Below are 25,324 nucleotides of genomic sequence, written 5' to 3'. Positions count from 1 at the left end.
CGGGTCAGGGCCGGGCGAGGTCGGTGAGGCCGTCGCCGAGCAGCGCCCGGAGCCGGACCAGCGCCCGGGAGGTCCGGGTGCGCACCGCGCCCGAGCCGCAGCGCAGGATCACCGCGGTCTCCTCGACGCTGACGTCCTCCCAGTAGCGCAGCACCAGCACCGCCCGGTCCCGCGGCGGCAGCGCGGCCAGCGCCTCCAGCAGCGTCACCCGCAGCGTGCCGTCGTCCTCCGGCCCGGGCCGGTCCGGGACCTCCGCGATCGGCCGCTCGCCCGCGCTGCGCCGCCGGTGGTGGCTGATGAACTGCCGGTACAGCACCCCCTGCGCGTACCCGGCCGGGTTCTCGATCGCGCGCCCGCCGAAGAACCGGCCGGGCCGCCGCCACACCGCGTACATCCGGCTCAGCGTCTCCTGGACCAGGTCCTCCGCGAGGTGGGTGTCCCCGCCGGTCAACAGGCAGGCGGAGCGGTAGAGATGGCCGGACCGGTTGGCGGCGAACTCCGCGTACTCCGCGTCCGCGCCGCGCGCTGCTGCTGATGCCACGATCACCGTTCCCCCGAGGATGCGTACCCTGTCACCCTTCAGACGCGGTTCGGCCCGCGGAATGTCACAGGCTCGTCGGCGCGGTGCCCCGGAGCCCGCGGTGCGGATGCCCAACTCCGCACGAGGCCAGGGTGGTTGTGGTACGAAGATCGCATGACGAGCTACTGGACGGGTGAACGGGTGCGCCTGCGCGCGGTCGAACCGGAGGACGGGCCGCTGCTCGCCCGGCTCTCCGCGCAGGAGGAGCGGCTCGGTGACGCGCTCGACCCGCCGCGCTCGGCCGAGGGGTGGGCGGCCCTCGCCCGGGGGAAGGCCGCCGCGGACCCGACGGCCGACACCTACCAGTTGGTGATCGAGTCGCTGGCCGACGGCGCCGCCGTCGGCACGACCGGCGTGCACCGGGCCGACGGCCGCAGCGGCCTGTTCGAGTACGGCATCACCATCGGCGCCGAGCACCGCCGCCGCGGCTACGCGGTCGAGGCGGTGCCGCTGCTGCTGCGGCACCAGTTCGAGGAGCGCCGCTGCCACAAGGCCACCGCCCGGGTGTTCGCCCACAACGAGCCCTCGCTGGCCCTGCAGCGGCAGCTCGGCTTCACCGAGGAGGGCCGCCTGCGGCGGCACTTCTTCGTCGCGGGCCGGCACCGCGACGTGGTGCTGTTCGCGCTGTTCGCCGAGGAGTTCTTCGCCCGCCACGGCGGCCCCACCCGGCTCTGAACCGACCCGCCCCGCCCCGTTGCACGTTCTTGCACGTTCTCGGGCGGGTCGAGCAGATCGTGCAGGCTAGGCGGTTCGCGCGGCCCGGGCGGTCCGGTCGGCGAACGGCCCGTCCAGCGCGGCCCACTGCAGCAGCAGCACCGTCTTGCCGTCGGCGATCCGGCCGTCCCGGGTCATCGCCAGCGCCCGGGCGAAGGGCAGTTCGAGCACCTCGATGTCCTCGCCGTCCTCCTCCAGCCCGCCGCCGCGCCCGGACCGGTCGGCGGGGCGGTAGGGCGCGGCGTAGCAGTGCAGCCGCTCGGTGACCGAGCCCGGGCTCATGTACGCGTCCAGCACGTGCGTCAACGGGCCGAGCTCCACGCCCAGTTCCTCCAGGCTCTCGCGGCGCACCGCGGAGACCGGGTCGTCCGCGTCCAGCAGCCCGGCCGCCGCCTCGATCAGCATCCCGTCGGGGTGCCCGTTGACGTAGGCGGGGTACCGGAACTGGCGGGTCAGCAGGACGGTGCCGCGCGCGGTGTCGTACGGCAGGACCGCCGCGCCGTCGCCCCGGTCGTAGGTCTCGCGCTGCTGGGTGGTCCATCGGCCGTCGCGGCGTCGGTAGTCGAAGGTGGTGCGGCGCAGCACGTGCCAGCCCTGCGAGGTGAGTTCGACCTCGCGCACCCGCACGTCGGGGTTGCGGCGCAGGTCGCGTCCGGCGCGGTCCAGGCCGGTGCGGCCGCGGTGGTCGGGGAGGTCGATCCCCGGGCGGGGGCCGCTCTGCGGGCGGGCGTTCACGCGTCCTCCCGGCGGGCGCGGCGCGGGAGTTCGGAGACGTCGTGGTACACGGGCAGGCCGCGGCGGCGGGCGGTGGCGACGTCCAGGTCCGCGCCGGTGGACTCGCCGGGCAGGCGCAGCACCGCGTCGCAGCGGTCGAGCAGCCGGGCCGCGGTGGGGTAGAGCACCTGCTCGGCCAGCGGGTCGGTCGGGCCCGCCCCGGCCGAGCGGAGCACCGGCAGGGCGATCCACTCGCCGATCACGGGCAGGTGCCCGGCGGCGAAGACCGGCCAGGCGGCGGCCTCCAGCCGGGCCAGGTTGGCGGCCATCGCCACCGGGTCGCCGCCGGTGCCGGAGCGGTACGGTCCGGCGATCAGGACGAGCAGGGGGGAGTCGGGGGCGGGGTGTGCTGCTGCGGTTTCGGTCATGGGGCGCTACGATACATGCAGAAACGTGAAAGAACAGGAGAGAACGAGGATGCTGGCTGCCGAACGGCGCGACCACCTGCTCGGACTGCTCGCCCGGGAGGGCAAGGTGGTGGCCAAGGACGTCGCCGCCGAACTCGGCATCTCCGAGGACAGCGTCCGCCGCGACCTGCGCGACCTCGCCGCCGAAGGCCTCTGCCAGCGGGTCTACGGCGGGGCGCTGCCCGCCTCCCCCGCGATGGCGGGCTACGCCGAACGGCAGTCGGTGGAGCCCGACGGCAAGCGGAGGGTCGCCACCGCGGCCGTCGACCTGGTCCGCCCCGGCAGCACGCTGATCCTGGACGGCGGCACCACCGCGCTCGCCGTCGCCGGGCTGCTCCCGCCCGACCTCGACTGCACCGTGATCACGCACAGCCCGACGGTCGTCACCGCCCTGCTCGAACACCCCCGGGCCGAACTGTTCCTGCTCGGCGGCCGGGTGTTCAAGCACTCCGCGGTCGCCTGCGGCGCCGCCGCCGTCGAGGCCGCCCAGAACGTCTCCGCCGACCTCTGCCTGCTCGGCGTCACCGGGGTCCACCCCGACGCGGGGCTCACCACCGGCGACGCCGACGAGGCCGCGATGAAGCGGGCCCTGGCCGCCCGCGCCGCCGAGACCTGGATCCTCGCCTCGGCCGAGAAGATCGGCACCGCCTCCCCGTTCCGGGTCCTGCCCTGGGACCGCGTCGCGGGCCTGATCACCGACGCCGCCCCCGACCATCCCGCCCTCGACCGCCTCGCCGCCTCCGGCGTGGAGATCCGCCCGGCCCACTGACCGCGGACCGGGACCGGCCCGGCCGCCGTGCCTCCGGCCCCCGGCTCAACTCCCGCCGGGGGAACCGGAGTCACTCGGCCAGCGGCCGGACCGCGGGCGGTCGGATCACCGCCGGTCGGATCACAGGCGGTCGGGGTGCGGGCTCCCGGCCCCCCGCAGCAGGGTGTCCACGACGAGGGTGGCGAGGACGTCGGGGCCCTGCGCGTCCTGCTGCTGCGCGGCCTCGTGGATCAGGGCGTAGTAGACCCGGCGGGTCCAGGCGATGTCGACGTCGGGGCGCAGGACGCCCGCCTCCCGGGCGCGGCGGAACAGCCGCTCGCAGGTGTCCCGCACCTCGGCGTGGATGTGGGCGACCTCCAGGTTGGCCGAGCCGGCCTGGCTCATCGCGAACCCCCAACTCGCCTTGACGGCCAGCACGTTGGCGGTGGTCTGGTAGAGCGCGACCAGGGGTGGGGCGGTGTCGGGGCGGGCGGCCTCCACCGCCGTGGCGAACCGGCGGGCGGCCCACAGGGCGAGCGCGTCGACGAGCGCCTCGCGGGTGGCGAAGCGCCGGTGCACGGTGGTGCGGGCCACGCCCGCGGCCTCGGCGATCTGCTCCATGGTGGCCGCCGGGTCCTGGCCCAGCGTGCGTTCGGCCGCCTCCAGGATCGCCGCCACCGTCCGCTCGGCGTCCGCGCGCAGCGGCCGACCGCCGACGGCCGCCGACTTCCCCTGCGGCCCGCTCTGCGTCCGCCCCTGCCCCTGCGTCTGTGCCTCCATGGGAAAAGCATACGCAGCTGTCATCCTTCAGAAGCTACTTGCATCACGCATGTAGCAGGTTGTAGCTTCCTTGCATCCCGATCGATGCGACTGGAACCGTCCGGAAGGTGGAAGCACATGGAGTACACCCGTCTCGGCCGCAGCGGCCTCTCGGTGTCCCGACTCGTCCTCGGCACCATGAACTTCGGCTCGCGGACGTCCGAGGAGGACAGTCGCGCGATCATGGACCGGGCGCACGAGCACGGCATCAACTTCTTCGACACGGCCGACTCGTACGGCCTGCGGCAGGGCGAGGGGCTGACCGAGCAGATCATCGGCCGCTGGTTCGCCCAGGGCGGCGACCGACGCGACCGGACGGTCCTCGCCACCAAGGCGTACCTTCCGACGGGGGAGCGGCCCAACGAGGGCGGGCTCTCCGCGCTGCACATCCGGCGCGCGGTCGACGCCTCGCTCAAGCGGCTGCAGACCGACCGGATCGACCTGTTCCAGATGCACCACATCGACCGGCACACCCCGTGGGAGGAGGTCTGGGAGGCGTTCGGCGTCCTGCGCCAGCAGGGCAAGGTGCTCTACTTCGGCTCGTCCAACTTCGCGGGCTGGCACCTCGCGCAGGCGCAGGAGGCGGCCCGGTCGCGGCACTTCCTCGGCCTGGTCGCCGAGCAGTCGATCTACAACCTGATGTCCCGGTGGGTCGAACTGGAGGTGCTGCCCGCCGCCCGGCACTACGGCATCGGCGTGATCCCGTACTCGCCGCTGCACGGCGGCGTGCTCAGCGGCGTGCTGCGCAAGCAGCGCGAGGGGCTCGCCGTCCGCAGCGGCTCGGGGATCTGGGCCGCCGCCCTCGCCGACCGCCGGGAGGCCGTCGAGGCGTACGAGAAGCTGTGCGCCGGACTCGGCGAGGACCCGGCCCACGTCGGGCTGGCCTGGCTGCTCGCCCAGGACGGGGTGACCGGCCCGATCATCGGACCGCGGACGGTCGAGCAGCTCGACGGCGCCCAGCGCGCCCTGCGGATCACGCTCGGCCCCGACACCCTCGCCGAACTGGACGCGATCTTCCCCGCGCCCGGCCCCAACGGCGCCAAGCCCGCACCCGAGGCGTACGCCTGGTGAACTCCCGCTGGGCCCCACCCGGTGGGCGGGCGGCGCACCACCCACCGGCGCAGCACCCGCCGACGCGTCACCCACCGCCCACCGGAGGTCAGTTCAGGAACTCGCCGTACGACGGCCACCGTACGAGGCGACCAGGGCGTCGGCGACGGCCTCCGCGTCCGCCCGCGCCACCTCGGCCGGGTACTCCGGCAGCAGGTCGTCCCAGACCGGCAGCCAGGAGCCGAGCAACTGCCCCTGGCCCGCCGGGCGGGCGTAGAACCACAGGTGCAGGTGTGCGGCACCGTCGCCCAGGCGGTAGACGTGGGCCCGGGAGATGTGCGGCCGCGCCTGCACCTGGCGGACTATGTGGGTGGTGAGCACGCCCATCTCGGCAGCCAGTTCGTCGGGCAGCTCCGCCAGGTCGTAGTGGTCGCGCGGGTACAGCATCAGCGCCAGCGGCACGCCGACGCCCGTGACCTGCCCCAGCCGCCAGTGGTCGGTGAACCACAGACCCTCGTCGCGGGCCCGGCACATCCCGCACTCCGCCGGGTCCTCGCCGTGCCGCGCCGGTTCCGGCAGCACCGGCGGGCGCAGCGGCGAGACGCGCAGCCCCTCCGGCTCGAACGGGCTGATCTCCCAGCTGGTCATCCGGGCCAGCGGGAGCCGCAGTTCGCCGTCGGCGGCCGCGCGTGCGTGGTCGTAGAACTCGTCAGGTGTCATAGCCATGATCGGAAGACTAGGCGCTGCCCGGCCGCCACCGTCCTGCGGCCCGGTTCGACCACGGCGGCCGCGCCGCACGCATCCGCCCGCCGGTGGCGGCCGACGTGAGCGAAGCGGCCGCACGCCTCGTCGGACGGCCCGTCAGTTGACGGCGGCCAGGTGGTTCTTGAGGCCGAGCCCGAACGCGGTCGGGGTGCCGTCGAAGTCGGAGATCAGCGACGGCCCCTGGCCGCAGTCCCAGGTGTTCCACGTCCAGCCGAGGTAGGAGACCTTGGCGGCGTCGGCCCAGGACATCACCTGGTCGATGAAGGAGTGGGCGCAGTCGTTCTCGCCGATCTCACCGACCACCACCGGGACCTGGGCCGCCAGCGGCGCCACCGTGGAGTTCCAACAGGCCTGGCCGGAACAGGTGTTGAAGTTGTACACGTGCCAGGACGCGGCCAGGTTCCCCGCCGGGTCGGTGGGCTTGTGGGCCAACCACTGGCCGAGGTCGTTGGAGTAGGCCAGGCCGCCGAGCAGGATGACGTTGTTCGCACCGGCGGTGCGGACGGCGTTGACCAGCGTCTGCATGCCGCTGACCGGGTAGCCGATGCCGGGGCAGGCGCTGCCGCCGTCCCGCCAGCAGTTCCACGCCTGGTCGATGCTGGAGACGGCGCGGTCCGCGTAGGGCTCGTTGAGCAGGTCGAAGACCACCGACGGCTCGTTCTTGAAGGTGCCGGCGACGGAGGACCAGAAGGTCGCCGCGCCGGCGCCCGGCATCGGCTTCTGACAGGTCGAGTTGACGTCCGAGCAGCCCGAGGAGTTGCCGGTGTAGAGGCCCTGGGTCCAGTGCAGGTCGATGATCGGGGTGAGCCCGGCGTCCTGCAGCGCGTGGACGAAGTTCTTCACCGCGCTGCGGTAGTTCTCGCCCGCGTACTCCGGCTTGACGTTCGCGTAGCCGTTCCAGCAGTCCTCGTTGACGGGGATGCGGACGGCGTTGGCCTTCCAGCTCTTGATCGCGGCGATCGAGGCGGTGTCCACCGGCCCGTCCGTGAAGCCGTAGCCCTGGACGCACATGAACTCCATGCCGGAGCGGTTCACGCCGCGCAGGACCACCTGCGAACCACCGGCGTCCACCAGCTTGTTGCCGGAGACGTGCAGCGCCGGGGCCTTGCCGCCGCCGGTGCTCCCGGAGGAGGAGGCCGAGGCGGACGGCGAGGCGGACGCAGAAGCCGACGCGGAGGCCGAGGCGGAGGCCGACGCAGAAGCCGACACGGACGGCGAGACGGAAGCCGACGGCGACGGACTCGCCGCCCCGTTGCAGGCCACGCCGTTGACGGTGAACGAGGCGGGGGCCGCGTTGGTGCCGCTGTACGAGAAGTTGGCGCCCGCGCTGACCGAGCCGCCCGGCGCGATGCTGCCCGCCCAGGCGGGGGCGGTGACGGTGACGTTCCTGCCGGACTGGCTCCAGGTGCCGTTCCAGCCGCTGCCCGAGAGGGTCTGGTTGCCGGTGTAGGAGTAGCCGAGGCTCCAGTTGTCGATCGGGGTGCCGCCGGGGTTGGTAAGTTTCACGTTCGCGGTGAAGCCGCTGCCCCAGTCGTTCGTCGTGTAGTCGACGGAGCACCGGAGGCCGGCGGCGGCCGCGGGCCCGGCGCCGGTGAGGGCGAGGGTGGTCGCAGCGGTCGCGGCCAGGGCGGAGGCCAGCACCAGGGCGGTGGTGCGGAGGGTCATGTCTGACTCCTCGGGGGAGGGGAAAATGGGCGCGCTCCCACAGGCCCGTCCCGAACCCTAGCCAGCAGCAAGGCAGTTGCCAACAAGTCCCGACTGCACACTCCCGCTGCGCACTCCCTTGACAGTGCGCACGCCCCTCCCGATATTTGGGAGCGCTCCCACAGAACGGCCCCGGCGGATCCACGCCGACAGGACCCCAGCAGGACCCAGCAGACCCCACCGGGACGACCTCGCGGCAGGCTCCGACCTACCGCGCCGGAACCCCGGACGGCCTCGCCGGACGCCCTGCCGGATCCGCCCGACGCACCACCGTCCCCGGACTCCCCCACCCACCCCATCCGAGGAGCCGTCATGTCCTCCCCGCCCCGCAACCGGAAGACCCGCCCCCGGGTCTCGGCGCTCACCGCCGCCCTCACGCTGCTCGCCGCCGGTCTGTCGACCGCGGTCGCCGTCCCGGCGTCCGCCGCCGCGGTCCAGTGCTCCGTCGACTACACGACGAACGACTGGGGCAGCGGCTTCACCGCCAACGTGGCGATCAACAACAAGGGCACCGCCGCGCTCAACGGCTGGACGCTCACCTACTCCTACACCGGCAACCAGACGCTCTCGGGCAGCGGCTGGAACGGCACCTGGAGCCAGTCCGGCAAGAACGTCACCGTCGCCGCCCCGGTCTGGGCCGCCACCATCCCGGCGGGCGGCTCCGCCACCGCGGGCGCCAACTTCTCGTACAGCGGCACCAACACCGCGCCGACCTCCTTCGCGGTCAACGGCACCAGCTGCACCGGCGCGCACGCCGCCCCGACCACCGCCCTGACCAGCCCCGCCCCGGGCGCCAACTACCAGGCGGGGGCGGCCATCCCGCTCTCGGCCACGGCCACGGCGGCGGACGGCGCGAGCATCAGCAAGGTCGAGTTCTACGACAACACCACGCTGATCGGCACCGCCACCACCGCCCCGTACACCTTCAACTGGACGGGCGCGGCCAGCGGCAGCCACTCGATCTACGCCAAGGCGTACGACAGCCTGGGCGCGAGCAGCGAGTCGACCCCGGCGGGCATCACGGTCGCCACCGGCCCGGCGATCAGCGCGACCCCGCTGACCCTGTCGGTCAACCAGGGCAAGACCGGCAGCTTCGCCGTGAAGCTGACCAGCCAGCCGAGCGCGAACGTCACCGTCACCACCACCCGGACCTCGGGCAACACCGGGCTGTCGATCAGCTCCGGCGCGACGCTGACCTTCACCCCGAGCAACTGGTCGACGGCCCAGAACGTCACGCTCACCGCCGACGCCTCCTCCACCGGCTCGGCCACCTTCACCTCCTCCGCCACCGGGTACACCTCCTCGGCGGTCACGGTGACCGAACTGGCCGCCGCCTCGGGCGTGTACAACGACCGGTTCCTGCAGCTGTACAACAAGATCAAGGACCCGGCGAACGGCTACTTCTCGCCGGAGGGCATCCCCTACCACTCGGTGGAGACCCTGCTGGTCGAGGCCCCCGACCAGGGCCACGAGACCACCTCGGAGGCGTACTCGTACCTGCTCTGGCTGGAGGCCCAGTACGGGCGGGTCACCCAGGACTGGTCGAAGTTCAACGCGGCATGGACGCTCATGGAGACGTACATGATCCCGGGGCACGTCGACCAGCCGACCAACTCGTTCTACAACGCCTCCAAGCCGGCCACCTACGCGCCCGAGCGCCCGCTGCCGAGCGACTACCCGGCGGCGCTGGACACCTCGGTCACCGCGGGCAGCGACCCGATCGCCGGTGAGCTGAAGAGCGCGTACGGCACCGACGACATCTACGGCATGCACTGGCTGCAGGACGTCGACAACGTCTACGGCTACGGCAACGCGCCCGGCAAGTGCGAGGCGGGCCCGTCCGACACCGGCCCCTCGTTCATCAACACCTACCAGCGCGGCGCGCAGGAGTCGGTGTTCGAGACCATCCCGCAGCCGACCTGCGACAAGTTCACGTACGGCGGCAAGAACGGCTACCTGGACCTGTTCGTCAAGGACAGCTCCTACGCCAAGCAGTGGAAGTACACCGACGCGCCGGACGCCGACGCGCGCGCCATCCAGGCCGCCTACTGGGCCGACACCTGGGCCAAGGCGCAGGGCAACGGCTCGAAGGTCGCCACCACGGTGGCCAAGGCCGGCAAGATGGGCGACTACCTGCGGTACTCGTTCTTCGACAAGTACTTCAAGCAGATCGGCAACTGCGTCGGCGCCAGCGCCTGCGCGCCCGGCAGCGGCAAGACCTCCGAGCACTACCTGCTGTCCTGGTACTACGCCTGGGGCGGTGCCACCGACACCTCGGCCGGCTGGTCCTGGCGGATCGGCGACAGCGCCGCGCACGGCGGCTACCAGAACCCGATGGCCGCGTACGCGCTGGTCAACGACCCGGCGATGGCCCCCAAGTCGACCACCGGCAAGGCGGACTGGACGACCTCGATGGGCCGTCAGGTCGAGTTCACCCAGTGGCTGCAGTCCAACGAGGGCGCGATCGCGGGCGGTGCGACCAACAGCTGGGAGGGCGACTACGGGACCCCGCCGGCCGGCACCCCGACCTTCTACGGGATGTTCTACGACGAGGCGCCGGTCTACCACGACCCGGCCTCCAACCAGTGGTTCGGCTTCCAGGCCTGGGGCCTGGAGCGGATGGCGGAGTACTACTACTCCAGCAACGACCCGAAGGCCAAGGCCATCCTGGACAAGTGGGTGACCTGGGCGCTGTCCAAGACCACCTTCAACGCGGACGGCAGCTACCGGATCCCGTCCACGCTGGCCTGGAGCGGCAAGCCGGACACCTGGAACGCGGCCTCCCCGGGCGCCAACACCGGCCTGCACGTGAGCGTCGTCGACTACACCAACGACGTCGGCGTGGCCGGCTCCTACGCCAAGCTGCTGTCGTACTACGCGGCCAAGTCCGGCAACGCGGCGGCCAAGACCGCGGCGCAGAAGCTGCTCGACGGCATGTGGGCCAACAACCAGGACGCGCTGGGCATCGCCATCCCGGAGACCCGCGCCGACTACAGCCGCTTCAACGACTCGGTCTCGGTGCCGAGCGGCTGGACCGGCACCATGCCCAACGGCGACCCGATCAACAGCACCTCGACCTTCCTGTCGATCCGGTCCTGGTACAAGAACGACCCGTCGTTCGCCAAGGTCCAGTCGTACCTGAACGGCGGCCCCGCGCCGGTCTTCACGTACCACCGGTTCTGGGCGCAGGCCGACATCGCCACGGCGATGGCGACCTACGGCGACCTGTTCGGCGGCTGACCCGCCGTCACCCGAACGCGAGTGCCCGGTCCGACCGACAGCGGACCGGGCACTCGCCCGTTATGAGGAGATCCTTTTACTCCCTCTTGATTTTTGTCATATGGGGTGAATAGTCTCCCGGCCATTCGGACGCCACCGATCACCCAGGATCGCGCCGCCGACACTCGGGAGGGTCAACCCCTATGAGAGTTCCCCGGATCCGCCGCTCCGCACTCACCGCCACCGCGGCCTGTCTGGCCCTCGCCACCGCCGGAACCCTGGCCCTGCCCGCCGCCGCCGCGACCGCCGCGACCGCCGACGGCCCCCTGCTCAGCTACGTCGTCAACACCAGGGCCAACCACGGCCAGACCCAGAAGGCCGAACGCGAGGTCAGGGCGGCCGGCGGCACCGTGGTCGCCTCCTACGAGCAGATAGGCGTGGTGATCGCCCGCTCCGCCGACCCCGGCTTCGCCGCCAGGCTGCGCGCCTCGAGGACGATCGACTCGGTCGGCGCCAGCCGCACCGCGGGCATCCAGGCCGGGGGAGTGGAGGACGCCGTCCAGGAGGCCGAGGTGCCCGCCACCGCCCCCGCCGACGGCAGCGAACCGCTCTGGGCCGACCAGTGGGACATGCGGCAGATCGGCGTCGACCAGGCGCACCGGAAGGAGCTCGGCAGCCGCGCGGTGGTGGTCGGCGTGCTCGACTCCGGCATCGACGCCACCCACGAGGACCTCGCCGCCAACGTCGACCCCGCGCTCTCCGCGTCCTGCCTCGGCGGCCGCCCCGACACCGACTGGCAGTCCTGGCAGCCCACCACCAGTAGCCACGGCACCCACGTGGCGGGCACCATCGCCGCCGCCAAGAACGGCAAGGGCGTCGAGGGCATCGCCCCCGGCGTCCGGCTGGCCGCCGTCAAGGTGGTCGACGACGGCGGGTTCATCTACCCCGAGTACGCGATCTGCGGCTTCGTCTGGGCCGCCGAGCACCACTTCCAGGTCACCAACAACAGCTACTACGTCGACCCGTGGATGTTCAACTGCGCGGGCGACCCGGACCAGGCCGCCGTCAGCGAGGCCGTCCGCCGGGCCGTCGACTACTCCCGCCGCAACGGGGTGCTGAACGTCGCCGCCGCGGGCAACGAGAACATCGACCTGGCGCACAAGACCGTCGACGTCTCCAGCCCCGACGACACCGACCCGGTCACCCGGCCGATCGACGACAGCTGCCTCGACCTGCCCGCCGAACTGCCCGGCGTGGTCGCGGTCTCCGCCGTCGGCGTCAAGGGCGACAAGTCCTACTACTCCAGCTACGGCCTGAACAAGGTCGCGGTGGCCGCGCCCGGCGGCGACGCCCGCTACCAGCTGCCCGACACCCCCGACCACAACGGGCGTGTCCTGTCGACCGTGCCCGGCGGCAAGTACGCCTACATGCAGGGCACTTCGATGGCCTCCCCGCACGCGGCCGGCGTCGCCGCGCTGCTCGCCTCCACCCACCCGTGGGCCGGCCCCGACCAGCTGCGCGCCCTGCTGATCGGGCAGGCCGACCCGCACGCCTGCCCGGCCGGCGACTACAACCCGGGCGGCACCGGCCTCTACAAGGCCACCTGCGAGGGCACCGAGGACGACAACGGCTTCTACGGCGCGGGCGTGGTCTCCGCCGCCAAGGCGGTCGACCTCTCCCGCGGCTGACGCGCCGCCGCCACGTCACTCCCCGCCGACGTGCCGGGACCAGTCCGACTCCACCGGAGCCAGACCGGCCCGGTTCGGCACCTGCTTCAACCAGGCCGGACGGGCCGCCAACCGCTCCTCGGCGGCCCGCTCCTCGGCGGCCCGGATCTGCTCGGGCGTCGCGAAGCCCTCCGGCAGCCAGGCCGCCGAGTGCGCCACCCGGGCGGCCAGGTGCCGCACGTACGCCTCCCGCACCGCGGCCGGCGAGTCGAAACCCGGCTCGTCGGCCAGCCAGGCGTCCGGCACCAGCGCGGCCACCTCGCCCAGCAACTCCGGCGTCACCAGCGGGGCGAGGGCCGCGTCGGCCGCCGCCAGGTCGGGCCCGTAGCCGCCCAGCGCGTGGCCGCTCAGGTCGTAGCGCCTGTGCACCGAGGCCGCCGCCGACGCCCAGCGGTGGTGGAACACCAGGCCCGCGCCGTTGTCGATCAGCCACAGCCGCCCGTGCCACACCATCAGGTTCGGGTTGTGCACGCTGCGGTCGACGTTCCCGGTCAGCGCGTCCAGCCACACCACCCGGCCCGCCTCCTGCGGCGACACCTCGATCATCCCCGGCCGGAAGTCCCGCGCCCCCGGCAGCAGGTCCATCCCGAGGTTGCGCCCCGCACTGGCCCGCAGCAGGTCCTGGATCTCCTGGTCCGGCTCGTCCGCGGCCACCGCCGGATCGAAGTCCACCAGCACCAGCGGCGGCACCCGCAACCCCAACCGCCGCGCCAGCTCCCCCACGATCACCTCGGCCACCAGCGCCTTCACCCCCTGCGCCGCCCCGGTGAACTTCACCACGTACGTCCCCAGGTCGTCGGCCTCCACCACCCCGGGCACCGACCCGCCCGCCCGCAGCGGATCGACATAGCGCAGCGCCTTCACCTCATCGAGCATCCGCCCACCCTAACGCGACCCGCCGCCCCCGGTTTGGCGGGCGGTCGGGGCGATGATTGGGTGGGGCCGACCGTCGAGCAGCCGACCGAGGAGATGTGAAGCGATGGGCAAGGTGCACGCCACCACCGAGCGGACGTACGGGGCCGACCCGGCCCGGGTGTACGAGGTGCTGGCCGACTACGCGGTGACCCGCCCGAAGCTGCTGCCCGCGCAGTACAGCGAGTACGAGGTGCGGGCGGGCGGCCGGGGCGCCGGGACGCAGGTGCACTGGAAGCTGCAGGCCACCGAGAGCCGGGTGCGGGACTGCCTGTTCACGGTGTCGGCGCCCAGCCCGGAGAAGCTGGTGGAGACCGACGCGAACTCCTCGATGGTGATCACCTGGACGGTCTCGGCGGTCGGCGAGAGCGGCAGCAAGGTCACCGTGGAGGCGAGCTGGACGGGCGCGGGCGGCATCGGCGGCTTCTTCGAGCGGACCTTCGCGCCGAAGGGCCTGAACCGGATCCACGACCAGGTGCTCGCCAACCTGGCGGCCGAACTGGACTGAGCCCGGCCGGGCCCGCCCCGGATTGGGACACCCGTACGGCGCGTCAGCCGTACGGGTGTCTGGTTTCCCCGGACGGGTGAAGCGGGTCCGGGCGGGCGGTAGCGTCAACCTAGGCTCCGGGCCGTGCAGATGACGATCCTTCATGTGTCCCAGCCGGTCGACGGCGGGGTGGCCCGGGTGGTGGCGGACCTGGTGCGCGGGCAGCGCGCGGCGGGGTGCCGGGTCCTGGTGGCGTGTCCCTCCGGCGGGCGGCTGGCCCGCGAGGCCGCCGCGGCCGGCGCCCGGGTGCTGGACTGGCCCGCCGAACGCTCGCCCGGCCCCGGCGTCGCCCGGGAGGCCTGGCGGTTGCGCCGGATCATCCGCGACACCGAGCCGGACGTGCTGCACCTGCACAGCGCGAAGGCCGGGCTGGCGGGCCGGCTGGCGGCCCGCGGCACCCCGCCCACCGTGTTCCAGCCGCACGCCTGGTCGTTCGCGGCGGTGGAGGGCGCGCTGGCCGAGGCCAGCCTGCGCTGGGAGCGGCACGCCACCCGCTGGGCCCGCACCGTGCTGTGCGTCAGCGAGCGGGAGCGGGCGGACGGCGAGGCGGCGGGGCTGGTCGCGGACTGGCGGGTGGTGCCCAACGGCGTCGACCTGGAGCACTTCGCGCCCGCCGACCCGGCCTCCCGGCGGGCGGCCCGGATGGCGCTGGGCCTGGACCGGTCCGACCCGCTGGCGGTGTGCGTGGGGCGGCTGTGTCGGCAGAAGGGCCAGGACGTGCTGCTGGACGCCTGGACGCGGGTGCAGCTGGCGCGTCCGGCGGCCCGGCTGGTGCTGGTCGGCGGCGGTCCGGACGCCGAGGCGCTGGCCGGGCGGGTGCGCTCCCTGCCGGACCCGTCCCGGGTGCGGATGGTGGGCGACGTGGCGGACCCGCGGCTGTGGCTGGCGGCGGCGGACCTGGTGGTGCTGCCCTCGCGCTGGGAGGGGATGGCGCTGGCGCCGCTGGAGGCGATGGCCTGCGGGCGGCCGGTGCTGCTGACCGACGTCCCGGGCGCCCGGGAGTGCCTGCCGCCGGGGGAGCGGGGGCGTTCGGTGGTGCCGCCGGAGAATCCCGGGGCGTTGGCCGAACGGTTGGTCGAATTCCTGGGGGACCGGATCGAATGCGAACGGCGCGGGGCGCTGGCCCGGTCACACATGGCAGATCATCACGATATCCGCGGAGTGATTCAGCAGGTGGCGGCGGTGTACCGGACGATTGTTCGGAGCGGCACGGTGCCGCCGGGCCGTGCGGGCCGTGTCCCGCAGCGGTTCTGATCGTTTGTCAGGCCGTGAACGCCCGCCCGTGCAGGTGCGGCCTTCTTTCCTGAATGTCTGATTATTGGGCGGGTGGAATGAAATGGCATGTCAGCCTCCTGCGCGCCGGACGGTGTTCGCTAATGTCTGATTTTGCCTGCTTCGTCTCCATTTTCGGTAGTGAAATGGTCGACGCCCTTTCACGACAGCAGGTGCTTACCTGGACCGCGTCCACCGGGCCGGGGCGCCGAGCCGGTGCGCGTCCGGTCCGGCGGCCCGGTCGCGGCGGGTACACAGCAGGGGAGTTCGTGCGCTGATGACCATTGACCACGAGAGCGTGCCGCGACCGGGCCGAACGCTGACAGGCCCCGGCCGACGCGGCGCCCGCCCGGACGGCCACCCCGGCGCCCGGGCGGACGGTCGCCCCGTCACCGGCGTGCTCGACCGGCCGGGGTCGCGCTGGAAGGGCCGCCCGAAGACCCGGCCCGCCGCCCCCCGGGCCTCGGCGGGCGTCGGACGGCACCGCGGTCGCCTGCCCTCCCGGGTCGCCCTCCCGCTCTCCCTGGCCACCGCCGACAGCCTGGCGGTCGGCCTCGCCGCAGCCGCCACCACCCCCGCGGGCACCCGCCCGATCGCCACCGCCGCCCTGCTGCTGCCCGCACTGCTCCCGCTCAACCTGGCCGGCGGCCTCTACCGCGCCCGGCTCAGCCTGTCCGCGCTCGACGAACTGCCCGGCCTGGCCGCCCGCGCCGCCGTCGCCACCGCCTTCGCGATCACCGCCGACGCCTGCCTGGCCGGGCGCTGGGCCGACCTCGGCCCGGTCAGCCCGCCGCGGCTGCTCGGCCTGCTGCTGCTGGTGCTCCCGCTGGCCGCCCTCGGCCGGGCCTTCGTCCACCACCTCACCCGCCGCGCCCGCCGCCGCCGCCCCAGCCCGGTGCTGATCCTCGGCGCGGGCGAGCTCGGCCAGCAGATCGCCGCGGTGCTCACCGCCCGCCCCGAGTACGGCCTGCGCCCGGTCGGCTACCTCGACCCGGACCCGGTGCTGCTCCCGCCCGGCTCCCCGCTGCCGGTGCTCGGCGGCCGCGAGGTGCTCGGCCGGGTGCTCCGCCGCTACCGGATCCACCACGTGCTGGCCACCGCGGGCGCCGCCGACGAGGCCGAGACGCTGTCCGCGCTGCGGCACGCCGCCCGGCTCGGCTGCCAGGTCTGGCTGGTGCCCGGCCTGCGCGAGTTCGACTCCGTCCAGGGCGCGGGCGACCACCTGTGGGGCTTCCCCTGCCTGCGCCTGGGCGCCCCCGCGATGCGGCGCGGCGGCTGGGTCGTCAAGCGCGGCTTCGACATCCTCTCGGCCGGCCTCGGCCTGCTGCTGACCTCCCCCCTGCTGGCCGCCTGCGCCCTCGCGGTGCGCTGGGAGACCGGCCCCGGCGTGCTCTTCCGCCAGCAGCGCACCGGCCTGGACGGCCGGGTCTTCACCGTCCTCAAGTTCCGCACCCTGCGCCCCTCCAACGAGCACGAGTCGGCCACCCGCTGGAACATCTCCCAGGACCACCGGATGGGCGCCATCGGCAAGTTCCTGCGCAAGACCTCGCTGGACGAGCTGCCGCAGCTGTGGAACGTGCTGCGCGGCGACATGAGCCTGGTCGGCCCGCGCCCCGAACGCCCGTACTTCGTCATGCGGTTCGGCCAGGCGTACCCCGAGTACGCCGACCGGCACCGCGTCCCGGTCGGCCTGACCGGGCTGGCCCAGGTCAACGGCCTGCGCGGGGACACCTCGATCGAGGACCGGGCGCGCTTCGACAACCGCTACATCGAGGGCTGGAGCCTGTGGGAGGACGCCAAGATCCTGCTCCGCACCGCCGCCCTGGTGGTCCGCCCGGACGGGAGCTGAACCCATGGCCGTCGCCCTCCCGCTTCCGTACCCGGCCCGGCGGTTGGCCCGGATAGTGCCCGCCCGGCCGAGCTGGCTCGCGGCGGCCACGGTGCTGCTGGTGTGCGTGCCGACGGGGGAGAAGGACGTCGCCGCGTCCGTGCACGTCACCCCGGCCGACCTCGCCTCGCTGGCCCTGGTCGGGCTGATCGCCCTCGACCTGCTGCGCGGCCGCCTGCCCCGGCTCGACCCGGCCGCCTGCGCGCTGCTGGGCGGCGTGGTGCTGGCCGCCGCCCTCGCCACCGTGCACTCCATCGACCCGGCGAGCAGCGTCACCGGCTTCGTCCGGCTGGTGCAGATCTTCGTGCTCGTCCCCGCCGCGGTGCTGCTGGCCGTCCGCGACACCCGCGACCGCCGCCTGGTCCTCGGCTCCTTCGTGCTGGCCGCCCTGATCGAGGGCGCCGTCGGCGCGAACCAGTACCTCACCCGCACCGGCGCCTCCTACACCGGCCAGCCGATCCGCGCCGTCGGCACCTTCGGCGCGCTCGACGTCATGGCGATGTCCACCGTCGTCTCGTACGGGCTGCTGGCCGCCCTCGGGCTGGCCCTCGCCGAGCGTCGCCCCGGCGGCAGCCGCTGGCTGCGCCGCACGATGTGGGCCGCCGCCGCGTTCCTGGCCTTCCCGCTGGCCGTCTCGTTCAGCCGGGGCAGCTGGATCGCCACCGCCGTCGCCGCGAGCGTGCTGCTGCTGCGCGCCGACGCCCGGCTCGCCGTCAGGGGCGTGCTGGTCGGCGCCGCCGCCGCGGTGGTGCTGGTCGGCGGGTTCGGCCTCGGCGCGTCCGGCGTCACCGAGCGGCTCAGCTCGATCGGCTCGGTCTCCGCCGCCCCCGACCAGTCGGTCTCCGACCGCTACGACCTGTGGGCCACCGCGGGCCGGATCTGGCAGGACCACCCGATGACCGGCGCCGGGCCCAAGGCCTTCCAGCAACTGCGCGACAGCCACGCCCCGCTGCGGCTCTCCTCCGGCAGCGACGCCGCCGACGCCACCATCGGATTCCGGCGCGAACCGCTGCTCTCCCCGCACAACATGTACTTCCTGGTGCTCAGCGAGCAGGGCCTGCTCGGCGTCATCGCCTACCTGGCGCTGTTCCTCGCCCTGCTGCTCGGCTGCCTGCGCCGGGCCACCGGCCCCGGTCTGGCCGCGCTCGCCCTGCTCTGCTGGGTGCTCTGGGACTTCCTCTACGCCGACATCGGCGGCACCACCACCGTGCTGACCTCGGTGGTGCTGGGCCTGGCCGCCCGCACCGCCTTCCCCGGCCCCGACTCCCGCGAAGCGGACGGTGCATGACGACAGACCAGCCGGTGGCCCGACCCGCCCCGGCCACCACCCCGGCCGCCGCCCCCGCTGCGGTCCCCGCGCCGCGCGCGGCCGCCGAACCGGCCAGGCGCGGCTTCCTGGCCAAGGCCTTCGGCGTCACCGCGCTGCTCAGCGCCGCCGGCTCCGGCCTCGGCCTGCTCCGCGACCTGCTGCTGGCCCGCTACTTCGGCGCCAACCAGGGCACCGACGCCTTCCTGGTCGCCTGGACGGTGCCGGAGACCGCCGCGCCGCTGCTGATCGAGGACGCGATGGCCTTCCTGATGGTCCCGGCCTTCAGCCTGGCCCTGGTGCTGCGCGAGGAACGCCCCCTAGGGCCGGACCCGGTACGGCAGTTGACCCGCTCCACGCTGCCCTGGCTGCTGCTCGCGCTGTGCACCCTCTCCGGCGCCGTCGCGCTCGGCGCCCCCCAGCTGGTCGAGCTGCTCGCCCCGGGCCTGGCCGACCCGCGGCTCGCCGTCACCTGCACCCGGATCACCGCGCTCACCGTCCTGCCGTTCGGCGTCGCCGGGTACCTGGCCTCCGCGCTGCGCGCCCTGCACTCCTTCACCGCGCCCGCCGTCATCTACGTGATGTACAACCTGGGCATCCTGGCGCTGCTGCTCAGCGGCCACCGGCTGCTCGGGGTCCGCTCCGCGGCGATCGGCGTCGCGGTCGGCAGCGCGCTGATGGCGGGCGTGCTGCTGCTGCCGTTCGTCCGGCGGCTGCGCGCGGGCGGGCGGCGGCGCGGGCTGCGCCGGGGCGCGGCCCGCCGGCTGGTGCTGATCCCGCTGGCGCTGCTGCCGGTCGCCGCGTTCACGCTGACCCGGCAGGCCCAGGTGTTCATCGAGCGCTACCTCGGCTCCGGCCTGCCGCCCGGCACCATCTCGCACCTCAACTACGCAGCCAAGATCAGCCAGTTGGCGATGACCTCGGCGATCCTGATCGTCACCGTCACCTTCCCGGTGGTGGCCCGGGCGATGGCCGCCGGGGACTTCACGGCGGCCCGCGACCGGGTCGAGAAGGACCTCGGCCAGGCCGCGGCGCTCGTCCTGCTCGGCACCGCCTTCCTGATGGCCTGCGCCCCCGCGCTGGTCGCCCTGCTGTTCCAGCGCGGCGCGTTCGGCCCCGCCGACACCTCCGCCACCGCCGCCGTGATCCGGGTCTACTCCTTCGGGCTGCCCGCCCAGGCGATGATCGGCGTGATGGTCCGGCCGTACTTCTGCGTCCGCCCGGTGGTGCGCCGCGCCGACACCCCGCGCGCCGAGGGCGACCGGATCACCTGGCTGGACTGGTACCCGGTCGGCGCGATGCTGCTCGGCCTCGCCGTCACCGTCGCCGTCGGCGTCGGCGCCACCCCGCACTTCGGGGCGCTGGGCCTGGCCGCGGGCAACGCCGCGGGCATCACCACCACCGCCGCCCTGCTGATGCGCGGCCTGATGCTGCGCGGCGTCGCGCTGCGGCTGCCCCGGGTGCTCGGCGGCCAGGCCCGGCTGCTGGCCGCCGCCCTCGCCGCCGCCGCGCTCGGCTGGACGGCCGCCCGGACGGCCGTCGGCCCGCTGCCCGCCGTGCTGCTCGGCGGCACCACCGTCCTGCTCTCCTTCGCCGTCCTCGGTGCGCTGTTCGGCGCCGCCGAGGTCCGCGGCCCGGTGCTCGGCCTGCTGGCCCGGGCCCACCGGCCGCAGCCCGTCCCGTCCACCGCCGCCGAAGAGAGGCCCCATGGTCGCTGACCCCCGCCTACCGGCCCAGGCCCTCGCCCCCCGGCTCGCGCCCTGGATCCTGATGTACCACTCGGTGGCCGAGGAGGAGGAGGACCCGTACCTGCTCACCGTCACCCCCGAACGCTTCGCCGAGCAGATGGACTGGCTGCACCGCACCGGCCGCCGCGGCGTCAGCGTCCGCGAACTGCTGGCCGCGCAGGCCCGCGGCCGGGAGGCCCGGCTGGTCGGCCTGACCTTCGACGACGGCTACGCCGACTTCGCCCGGCACGCCGTCCCGGTGCTGCGCGAGTACGGCTTCACCGCCACCGCGTACGTCGTGCCCGACCTGCTCGGCACCGTGAACGGCTGGGACGCCGAGGGTCCGCGCAAGAAACTGCTCACCGTCGAGCAGGTCGTCGAACTCGCGGGCGCGGGCTGGGAGATCGGCTCGCACGGCCTCGGCCACCAGGCGCTGCCCGGTCTCTCCCCGGCCGCCCTGGAACGCCAGACCGCCGACAGCCGCCGCGCCCTGGAGGACCTGCTCGGCGCCCCCGTCACCGGCTTCTGCTACCCGTACGGCGCGGTCGACCTGCCCGCCACCCGGGCGGTCCGGGACGCCGGGTACGACTACGCCTGCGCCATCGACCACTCCTGGCTGACCGGCCGCCACGCGCTGCCCCGCTGCTACGTCGGCGACCGCGACGGCGCCTGGCGGCTGCGCGCCAAGCACGGCCGGCACCGCTGGCGGGACGCCGTGACCGGGCTGCGCTGGGCCCCGCCGAAGTCCCGTCCGGCGGCGACCGCGGGGGAGTCCCGATGAGGGTCCTGCACGTGGTCACCGGCCTGCACGCGGGCGGCGCCGAACGCCAACTCGCCCTGCTGCTGCGGCACCTGCCGAAGGACCAGCGGCACGAGGTGGCCGCCCTGACCAACCCCGGCACGGTCGCCCGCGAACTGCGCGCCGACGGCTTCACCGTCCACCACCTCGACATGCGCGGCAACCGCGACCTCGGCGTGCTGCCCCGGCTGACCAGGCTGATCCGCTCCGGCCGCTACGACCTGGTGCACACCCACCTCTACCGGGCCATGCTGTACGGGCGCCTCGCCGCCCGGTTGGCGGGCGTCCGCACGGTGGTCGCCACCGAGCACTCGCTGCAGTCCGGCGTCATCGAGGGCCGCCCCACCTCGCGCGGCGTCCGCGCCCTCTACCTGGGCGCCGAGCGGCTCGGCACCACCACCCTCGCCGTCTCCGGCCAGGTCGCCGCGGTCCTGGACGAGTGGGGCGTGCCCGCCGACCGCGTCCGCCTGCTGCCCAACGGCGTGGACGCCGCCCGCTACCGCTTCGCCCCCGCCGTCCGGGCCGCCCACCGCGGCCGCCTGCGCGCCCAACTGGGCCTGCCCATCGGGGTGTTCGTGATCGGCGCGGTCGGCCGACTGGTGCCCGGCAAACGCTTCCACGTCCCGCTGGAGGCCCTCGCCCGGCTCACCGACGCCCGCCTGCTGCTGATCGGCGAGGGCCCCGAACGGGAGACCCTGCTCGACCTGGCCGCCAGGCTCGGCGTCCGCGACCGCCTGGTGCTCACCGGCGAACGCGACGACGTCCCCGAACTGCTCACCGCCGTCGACGTGCTGGTCTCCCCCTCCCGCGAGGAGACCTTCGGCCTGGCCGCCCTGGAGGGCCTCGCCGCCGGGCTCCCCCTCCTGCACTCCGCCTGCCCGGCCCTGGCCGAACTCCCCGCCGACGCCGCCCCGCACGCCCGCCTGCTCCCCTCCGAGCCCGAGGCCTACGCCCGTGAACTCGCCCTCCTCGCCACCACCCGCCCCGGCCCGCACCCCGTCCCCCCCGCCGTCGCCCACTACGACATCGCCCGGATCGCCGCCGACCTGGCCGCCCTCTACCGCCACCTGACGGCCCCGGGCGGGGGCTCCCGCCGGGTTCCCGCCTCCGGCGGCCGGGCGCTGCCCGTCCAGGACTCCGGCCGGACCGGGTCCGCGTCGGCGGTCGCCCCGGCGGGGAGCCCGGACCGCTCCGCGTCGTTCGTCCGCGGCTTCCTCCGCCCGGGGCGCAGCCCTGCCGCCGCCGCGGCCCCCGTCCGGCACCCGCAGCCCTAGTCCGCGTCGTCCGGCCCCCGCGGCCCTAGCCCGCGTCGACCGGCCCCCGGTTCCCGCGCGGCCGCGCACCGCCCAGTCCACCCCTTCGACCCTCCTGGAGTCACCGATGCCCGAACCACGTCGCACCGCCCGCGCGCTGGCCCGCCGCTGGTGGCCGCTGGCCGTCGCCGTCCCGCTGGGGGCGGTGGCCGGGGCCGGCTACGCCACCGTCTCGCCGCCCAGCTACGCCGCCAGTTCCTACGTGGTGGTCGTCCCCAACAACCCCGGCGAGAACGCGACCGCGGTCAACTTCGCCCAGGCGTACGGCCGGTTGACCGGGCAGCCGCAGGTGCTGCTCGGGGCGGCGGCCGAGACCGGCCACTCGGTGGCCACGCTGGCGGGCCTGGTGCGCGGCACCACCTCCCCGGACGCCCCGATGATCGAGATCACCGGCACCGGCCCGCGCGGCGAGGAGGCCGTGCGCAACGCCGACGCGGTCGCCAAGTCGCTGATCGCGTTCGGCAACACCAGCAGCAAGGAGACCGGCGTCCGGCTGGTGCCGCTGGCCCCCGCCGCCGAGCCCGACGCCCCGGCCTCCCCGTCCGCCGCCCTGGACACCGCGGTGGGTGCGGCCGCGGGCGTGCTGCTCGGCGCGCTGGTGATGCTCACCCGCCGCAAGCCCGGCTCGGCCGTCGAACCGGCCCTGCCCGCCCAGGCCGAGGCCGCCCAGGCCGTCACCGCCGCGAAGGCGGCCCCCGAGCCGGCGGCCGCCCGGTGAAGCTCCGCCAGCGACTCGGCCCCCGGGTGCCCGCCCAGCCGGTCCGGTCCGTCGTCGACAGCGAGCGGTGGAGCGCCGAGGTGCTGCGCGCCGACGACGCCCTGGACCGGTTCGCCGACGACTGGGACGACCTGCACCGCCGCTGCTCGACCGCGACCTCGTTCCAGGCCGCGCCCTGGCTGCGCTCCTGGTGGCGCCGGTACGGCCGCCCGGGCGCGCTGGTGCTGGTGCTGGTCCGCCGGGACGGGCGGCTGGTGGGGGCGGCCGCGCTGCGCCGCCGCGGCCCGTTCGGCGGGCTGACCAACCTGGGCGCGGGCCTGGTCGACTTCACCGACGTGCTGCTCGACGACGACTGCGCGGACCGGGCCGCCGCCGAACTGGCCGCCGCCCTCCCGCTGCGCCGCCCCTGGCACAGCCTGGAACTGCGCGAGGTGCACCCCTCCGCGGCCGTGCAGCGGGTGTACGCGCACTGGCGGGGCCGCCGGCACCGGTTCGCCGACTCGATGTGCCAGTACCTGCCCGCCGTCCCGATGGACGAGCTGCTCAAGCGGCTGCCCGGCAAGACCGCCCAGCGCAGCCGGGTCAAGCTCCGCAGGATCGCCGAGTCCGGGGTGGTGGTGCACTCCGCGACCGCCGAGGAAGTCCCGTACGCGGTCAGCGAGTTGCTGCGGCTGCACATGCTGCAGTGGCAGGACCGCGGGGTCACCCCGGAGCACCGCACCGCGCGCTTCGCCGAGCACCTGACCGAGTCGACCACCGGCCTGGTGGCGACCGGACGGGCGGCGATACACCGGTTCGAGCTGGACGGCGAGGTGGTCGCGGTGAACCTGGTGATCCTCTGCGCCCCGTTCGGCGGCCTGTACATGTACGGGGCGCACCCGAAGCTGCGCGACCGGCTGGACATCGCGGGCCTGCTGTTCGGCGCCGCCCTCGACGAGGTCCGCGCCGCGGGCATCCCGGTGCTCAGCCTGCTGCGCGGCCAGGAGCCGTACAAGCAGCGCTGGCGGCCGGACCAGCTGTCCAACCAGCGCCTGGTGCTGGGCCCCGGCCGCCTCGCCCCGTGGGCCGCGGCCCGCGCGCTGCGGGTCCGGGCCCGGATCGCCGCGGTGCGGGTGCTGCGCACCCGGGCGCCGAAGCTGAAGGAGGCGCTAGCGCAGCGGCGACTGCGGTGAGGTCCTCACCGGCCCGACGGCCCCGGAGGAGCCCGACATCAGCTGCTTGTACACCGCGGCCGACTTCGGGTTCTCCTTGCACTGCCAGAAGCCGTGCGGGCAGTAGTCGGTGACGGTCTGGTAGGCGGTGTCGTGGGTGCGCATCCACTCCACCATCCGCCGGACGAACTCCGGGTTGTCGCCGTTGCGGAACAGCCCCCACTCCGGGTACGACACCGGCTTGCCGCGCTTGGCGGCGAACTCGACCTGGTCCTGCAGCCCGTAGGGCTCGGAGACGTACTCGTCGAAGGTGCCGCCCGCGGGCTGGTCGTAGCTGTCCATGCCGATGATGTCGACCACGTCGTCGCCCGGGTAGCAGCGCGTCCAGGGCACGGCGTCCAGCCCGCGGGTGGGGGCGAAGTCGAAGGAGAAGTGCTGGCCCGGCACCGAGCGCATCACGCCGACGATCCGCCGCCAGTACGCCTTCCAGGCCGTCGGGTCGGGCTTGCAGCGCGAGGTGTAGGTGACGCCGTTCATCTCCCAGCCGAGGGTGATGACGGTGTCGCCGCCGCCGAAGGCGACCAGCTTCCGGGCCAGGCGCAGGAAGTGCTGGTCGAACTCGCCCTGGTTGCCGCGGGCCAGCAGCCGGGCCACCTCGGCGTCCGGCACGTTCCCCTCGTTGGGCACCAGCATCGGGACGCCCAGCACCAGCCGCCGCCCCGGGTCGGACTGCCGCCACTGCGACCACAGGCCCAGCACCATCGGCTCGCCCTCGATGTCCTGCCAGCCGTTGCCCGCCAGGTAGGTGTGGCCGACCTGCATGTTGGCGTTGTTCAGCCAGGACGCCATCCGGGCGATGTTCGGGATGTAGGTGTCCCAGGAGCCGACGAACGCCCCGAACGGCACCTCGTGCACCGCCCGCTGCACCACCGGCCGGGGCGCGGCCCCGCGCGGCTGGACCGCGTCCGAGGAGAGCGCGGCGTGCCGCTCGGTCTGGCTGAGCGGGGTGCCGGACGGCACGCTGGCGGTGGTCACCAGCAGCAGCGCGGCGGCGGCCAGGGTCAGGCGGCCGAGACGCATGGGATCTCCGTACGGGTCCAGGGACGGTTTCCGGCCCCAGGAGCGTAGCCCGGCGAACCGTCGTAAATGCCCCGTTTCACTCCAACGGGTCACCCCGGGGGCCG

Annotated in this window: 22 protein-coding genes; 14 read left to right on the top strand and 8 right to left on the bottom strand. The window is 74.3% G+C overall.

What is annotated here, in order from left to right:
• Positions 1–4: 4 nt before the first annotated feature.
• Entirely contained in the window at positions 5–541 is a 537-nt protein-coding gene (locus ACFY00_RS08860; RefSeq protein WP_388028794.1) for a SigE family RNA polymerase sigma factor, read from the bottom strand.
• A gap of 153 nt (positions 542–694) precedes the next feature.
• On the opposite strand from ACFY00_RS08860, the gene ACFY00_RS08855 reads away from it, so the two are divergent.
• Positions 695–1,255 carry a GNAT family N-acetyltransferase gene (locus ACFY00_RS08855; protein ID WP_388028791.1) on the top strand — a complete coding sequence of 187 codons (561 nt, stop codon included), beginning with the start codon at positions 695–697 and terminating at the stop codon, positions 1,253–1,255.
• A 66-nt stretch (positions 1,256–1,321) separates the two neighbouring features.
• On the opposite strand, the gene ACFY00_RS08850 is transcribed toward ACFY00_RS08855, so the two are convergent.
• Positions 1,322–2,029, bottom strand: coding sequence for an NUDIX domain-containing protein (locus ACFY00_RS08850; protein WP_388028790.1), 708 nt, complete (start codon positions 2,027–2,029; stop codon positions 1,322–1,324).
• On the bottom strand, positions 2,026–2,436 hold the full coding sequence (locus ACFY00_RS08845) for a DUF4406 domain-containing protein (RefSeq protein ID WP_388028789.1): 411 nt from the start codon (positions 2,434–2,436) through the stop codon (positions 2,026–2,028). The genes ACFY00_RS08850 and ACFY00_RS08845 overlap by 4 nt, the downstream gene beginning before the upstream one ends.
• A 49-nt stretch (positions 2,437–2,485) precedes the next feature.
• Here ACFY00_RS08845 and ACFY00_RS08840 point away from each other — a divergent pair, with 49 nt between their 5' ends.
• On the top strand, positions 2,486–3,244 hold the full coding sequence (locus ACFY00_RS08840) for a DeoR/GlpR family DNA-binding transcription regulator (RefSeq protein ID WP_388028787.1): 759 nt from the start codon (positions 2,486–2,488) through the stop codon (positions 3,242–3,244).
• A gap of 120 nt (positions 3,245–3,364) precedes the next feature.
• Here the strand turns inward: ACFY00_RS08840 and ACFY00_RS08835 are convergent, their stop codons facing one another.
• Positions 3,365–4,003 carry a TetR/AcrR family transcriptional regulator gene (locus ACFY00_RS08835; protein WP_388028784.1) on the bottom strand — a complete coding sequence of 213 codons (639 nt, stop codon included), beginning with the start codon at positions 4,001–4,003 and terminating at the stop codon, positions 3,365–3,367.
• 117 nt (positions 4,004–4,120) lie between these two features.
• On the opposite strand from ACFY00_RS08835, the gene ACFY00_RS08830 reads away from it, so the two are divergent.
• Positions 4,121–5,113 carry an aldo/keto reductase gene (locus ACFY00_RS08830; protein WP_388028782.1) on the top strand — a complete coding sequence of 331 codons (993 nt, stop codon included), beginning with the start codon at positions 4,121–4,123 and terminating at the stop codon, positions 5,111–5,113.
• A gap of 93 nt (positions 5,114–5,206) precedes the next feature.
• Here the strand turns inward: ACFY00_RS08830 and ACFY00_RS08825 are convergent, their stop codons facing one another.
• On the bottom strand, positions 5,207–5,818 hold the full coding sequence (locus tag ACFY00_RS08825) for a hypothetical protein (protein ID WP_388028780.1): 612 nt from the start codon (positions 5,816–5,818) through the stop codon (positions 5,207–5,209).
• Between the two features lie 135 nt (positions 5,819–5,953).
• Positions 5,954–7,522 carry a cellulase family glycosylhydrolase gene (locus tag ACFY00_RS08820; protein WP_388028779.1) on the bottom strand — a complete coding sequence of 523 codons (1,569 nt, stop codon included), beginning with the start codon at positions 7,520–7,522 and terminating at the stop codon, positions 5,954–5,956.
• A 351-nt stretch (positions 7,523–7,873) separates the two neighbouring features.
• Here ACFY00_RS08820 and ACFY00_RS08815 point away from each other — a divergent pair, with 351 nt between their 5' ends.
• Positions 7,874–10,801, top strand: a complete 2,928-nt coding sequence (locus ACFY00_RS08815; protein WP_388028778.1) for a glycoside hydrolase family 48 protein — start codon at positions 7,874–7,876, stop codon at positions 10,799–10,801.
• A gap of 182 nt (positions 10,802–10,983) precedes the next feature.
• On the top strand, positions 10,984–12,468 hold the full coding sequence (locus tag ACFY00_RS08810; RefSeq protein WP_388028775.1) for a S8 family serine peptidase: 1,485 nt from the start codon (positions 10,984–10,986) through the stop codon (positions 12,466–12,468).
• Positions 12,469–12,483: 15 nt separating this feature from the next.
• Here the strand turns inward: ACFY00_RS08810 and ACFY00_RS08805 are convergent, their stop codons facing one another.
• Entirely contained in the window at positions 12,484–13,383 is a 900-nt protein-coding gene (locus ACFY00_RS08805; protein WP_388028773.1) for a HipA family kinase, read from the bottom strand.
• Between the two features lie 103 nt (positions 13,384–13,486).
• Here ACFY00_RS08805 and ACFY00_RS08800 point away from each other — a divergent pair, with 103 nt between their 5' ends.
• From ACFY00_RS08800 to ACFY00_RS08760, 9 genes are all read left to right on the top strand, one after another.
• The gene (locus ACFY00_RS08800) at positions 13,487–13,927 is read left to right on the top strand and encodes an SRPBCC family protein (RefSeq protein WP_388028770.1); all 441 of its coding nucleotides are present in this window, start codon (positions 13,487–13,489) and stop codon (positions 13,925–13,927) included.
• 129 nt (positions 13,928–14,056) lie between these two features.
• Positions 14,057–15,220 carry a glycosyltransferase gene (locus tag ACFY00_RS08795; RefSeq protein ID WP_388028767.1) on the top strand — a complete coding sequence of 388 codons (1,164 nt, stop codon included), beginning with the start codon at positions 14,057–14,059 and terminating at the stop codon, positions 15,218–15,220.
• A 295-nt stretch (positions 15,221–15,515) separates the two neighbouring features.
• Complete coding sequence (locus ACFY00_RS08790; protein WP_388028765.1) at positions 15,516–17,087, top strand: sugar transferase; 1,572 nt, start codon at positions 15,516–15,518, stop codon at positions 17,085–17,087.
• Between the two features lie 4 nt (positions 17,088–17,091).
• Positions 17,092–18,414: an O-antigen ligase family protein gene (locus ACFY00_RS08785; RefSeq protein WP_388028762.1), complete on the top strand. Its 1,323-nt coding sequence runs from the start codon at positions 17,092–17,094 to the stop codon at positions 18,412–18,414.
• Positions 18,411–20,150 (top strand): lipid II flippase MurJ, encoded by a 1,740-nt coding sequence (locus tag ACFY00_RS08780; protein ID WP_388028760.1) that lies wholly within the window; start codon positions 18,411–18,413, stop codon positions 20,148–20,150. The genes ACFY00_RS08785 and ACFY00_RS08780 overlap by 4 nt, the downstream gene beginning before the upstream one ends.
• Positions 20,140–20,940: a polysaccharide deacetylase family protein gene (locus tag ACFY00_RS08775; protein WP_388028757.1), complete on the top strand. Its 801-nt coding sequence runs from the start codon at positions 20,140–20,142 to the stop codon at positions 20,938–20,940. Before ACFY00_RS08780 ends, ACFY00_RS08775 begins: the two co-directional genes overlap by 11 nt.
• On the top strand, positions 20,937–22,232 hold the full coding sequence (locus ACFY00_RS08770) for a glycosyltransferase (protein ID WP_388028756.1): 1,296 nt from the start codon (positions 20,937–20,939) through the stop codon (positions 22,230–22,232). Before ACFY00_RS08775 ends, ACFY00_RS08770 begins: the two co-directional genes overlap by 4 nt.
• 106 nt (positions 22,233–22,338) lie before the next feature.
• Positions 22,339–22,989, top strand: a complete 651-nt coding sequence (locus ACFY00_RS08765) for a lipopolysaccharide biosynthesis protein (RefSeq protein ID WP_388028753.1) — start codon at positions 22,339–22,341, stop codon at positions 22,987–22,989.
• Positions 22,986–24,161 (top strand): GNAT family N-acetyltransferase, encoded by a 1,176-nt coding sequence (locus ACFY00_RS08760; protein ID WP_388028751.1) that lies wholly within the window; start codon positions 22,986–22,988, stop codon positions 24,159–24,161. The genes ACFY00_RS08765 and ACFY00_RS08760 overlap by 4 nt, the downstream gene beginning before the upstream one ends.
• On the opposite strand, the gene ACFY00_RS08755 is transcribed toward ACFY00_RS08760, so the two are convergent.
• The gene (locus tag ACFY00_RS08755; protein WP_388028749.1) at positions 24,138–25,220 is read right to left on the bottom strand and encodes a glycoside hydrolase family 26 protein; all 1,083 of its coding nucleotides are present in this window, start codon (positions 25,218–25,220) and stop codon (positions 24,138–24,140) included. The genes ACFY00_RS08760 and ACFY00_RS08755 overlap by 24 nt on opposite strands.
• Between the last annotated feature and the right edge of the window lie 104 nt (positions 25,221–25,324).

Origin of the sequence: Kitasatospora sp. NPDC001540, from assembly GCF_042894345.1 — a bacterium.
Classification (GTDB): Bacteria; Actinomycetota; Actinomycetes; order Streptomycetales; family Streptomycetaceae; genus Kitasatospora; species Kitasatospora phosalacinea_C.
Note: the sequence above shows the minus strand (reverse complement) of the source record. Positions and strands in the feature narration are given on the sequence as shown.

What these genes read in the sequence shown, in the direction of transcription:
- ACFY00_RS08855 (WP_388028791.1), top strand. Translation starts at nt 695, where the DNA reads ATGACGAGCTACTGGACGGGTGAACGGGTGCGCCTGCGCGCGGTCGAA.
- ACFY00_RS08845 (WP_388028789.1), bottom strand. Translation starts at nt 2,436, where the DNA reads ATGACCGAAACCGCAGCAGCACACCCCGCCCCCGACTCCCCCCTGCTC.
- ACFY00_RS08840 (WP_388028787.1), top strand. Translation starts at nt 2,486, where the DNA reads ATGCTGGCTGCCGAACGGCGCGACCACCTGCTCGGACTGCTCGCCCGG.
- ACFY00_RS08835 (WP_388028784.1), bottom strand. Translation starts at nt 4,003, where the DNA reads ATGGAGGCACAGACGCAGGGGCAGGGGCGGACGCAGAGCGGGCCGCAG.
- ACFY00_RS08830 (WP_388028782.1), top strand. Translation starts at nt 4,121, where the DNA reads ATGGAGTACACCCGTCTCGGCCGCAGCGGCCTCTCGGTGTCCCGACTC.
- ACFY00_RS08825 (WP_388028780.1), bottom strand. Translation starts at nt 5,818, where the DNA reads ATGGCTATGACACCTGACGAGTTCTACGACCACGCACGCGCGGCCGCC.
- ACFY00_RS08820 (WP_388028779.1), bottom strand. Translation starts at nt 7,522, where the DNA reads ATGACCCTCCGCACCACCGCCCTGGTGCTGGCCTCCGCCCTGGCCGCG.
- ACFY00_RS08815 (WP_388028778.1), top strand. Translation starts at nt 7,874, where the DNA reads ATGTCCTCCCCGCCCCGCAACCGGAAGACCCGCCCCCGGGTCTCGGCG.
- ACFY00_RS08810 (WP_388028775.1), top strand. Translation starts at nt 10,984, where the DNA reads ATGAGAGTTCCCCGGATCCGCCGCTCCGCACTCACCGCCACCGCGGCC.
- ACFY00_RS08805 (WP_388028773.1), bottom strand. Translation starts at nt 13,383, where the DNA reads ATGCTCGATGAGGTGAAGGCGCTGCGCTATGTCGATCCGCTGCGGGCG.
- ACFY00_RS08800 (WP_388028770.1), top strand. Translation starts at nt 13,487, where the DNA reads ATGGGCAAGGTGCACGCCACCACCGAGCGGACGTACGGGGCCGACCCG.
- ACFY00_RS08795 (WP_388028767.1), top strand. Translation starts at nt 14,057, where the DNA reads ATGACGATCCTTCATGTGTCCCAGCCGGTCGACGGCGGGGTGGCCCGG.
- ACFY00_RS08790 (WP_388028765.1), top strand. Translation starts at nt 15,516, where the DNA reads ATGACCATTGACCACGAGAGCGTGCCGCGACCGGGCCGAACGCTGACA.
- ACFY00_RS08785 (WP_388028762.1), top strand. Translation starts at nt 17,092, where the DNA reads ATGGCCGTCGCCCTCCCGCTTCCGTACCCGGCCCGGCGGTTGGCCCGG.
- ACFY00_RS08780 (WP_388028760.1), top strand. Translation starts at nt 18,411, where the DNA reads ATGACGACAGACCAGCCGGTGGCCCGACCCGCCCCGGCCACCACCCCG.
- ACFY00_RS08775 (WP_388028757.1), top strand. Translation starts at nt 20,140, where the DNA reads ATGGTCGCTGACCCCCGCCTACCGGCCCAGGCCCTCGCCCCCCGGCTC.
- ACFY00_RS08770 (WP_388028756.1), top strand. Translation starts at nt 20,937, where the DNA reads ATGAGGGTCCTGCACGTGGTCACCGGCCTGCACGCGGGCGGCGCCGAA.
- ACFY00_RS08765 (WP_388028753.1), top strand. Translation starts at nt 22,339, where the DNA reads ATGCCCGAACCACGTCGCACCGCCCGCGCGCTGGCCCGCCGCTGGTGG.
- ACFY00_RS08755 (WP_388028749.1), bottom strand. Translation starts at nt 25,220, where the DNA reads ATGCGTCTCGGCCGCCTGACCCTGGCCGCCGCCGCGCTGCTGCTGGTG.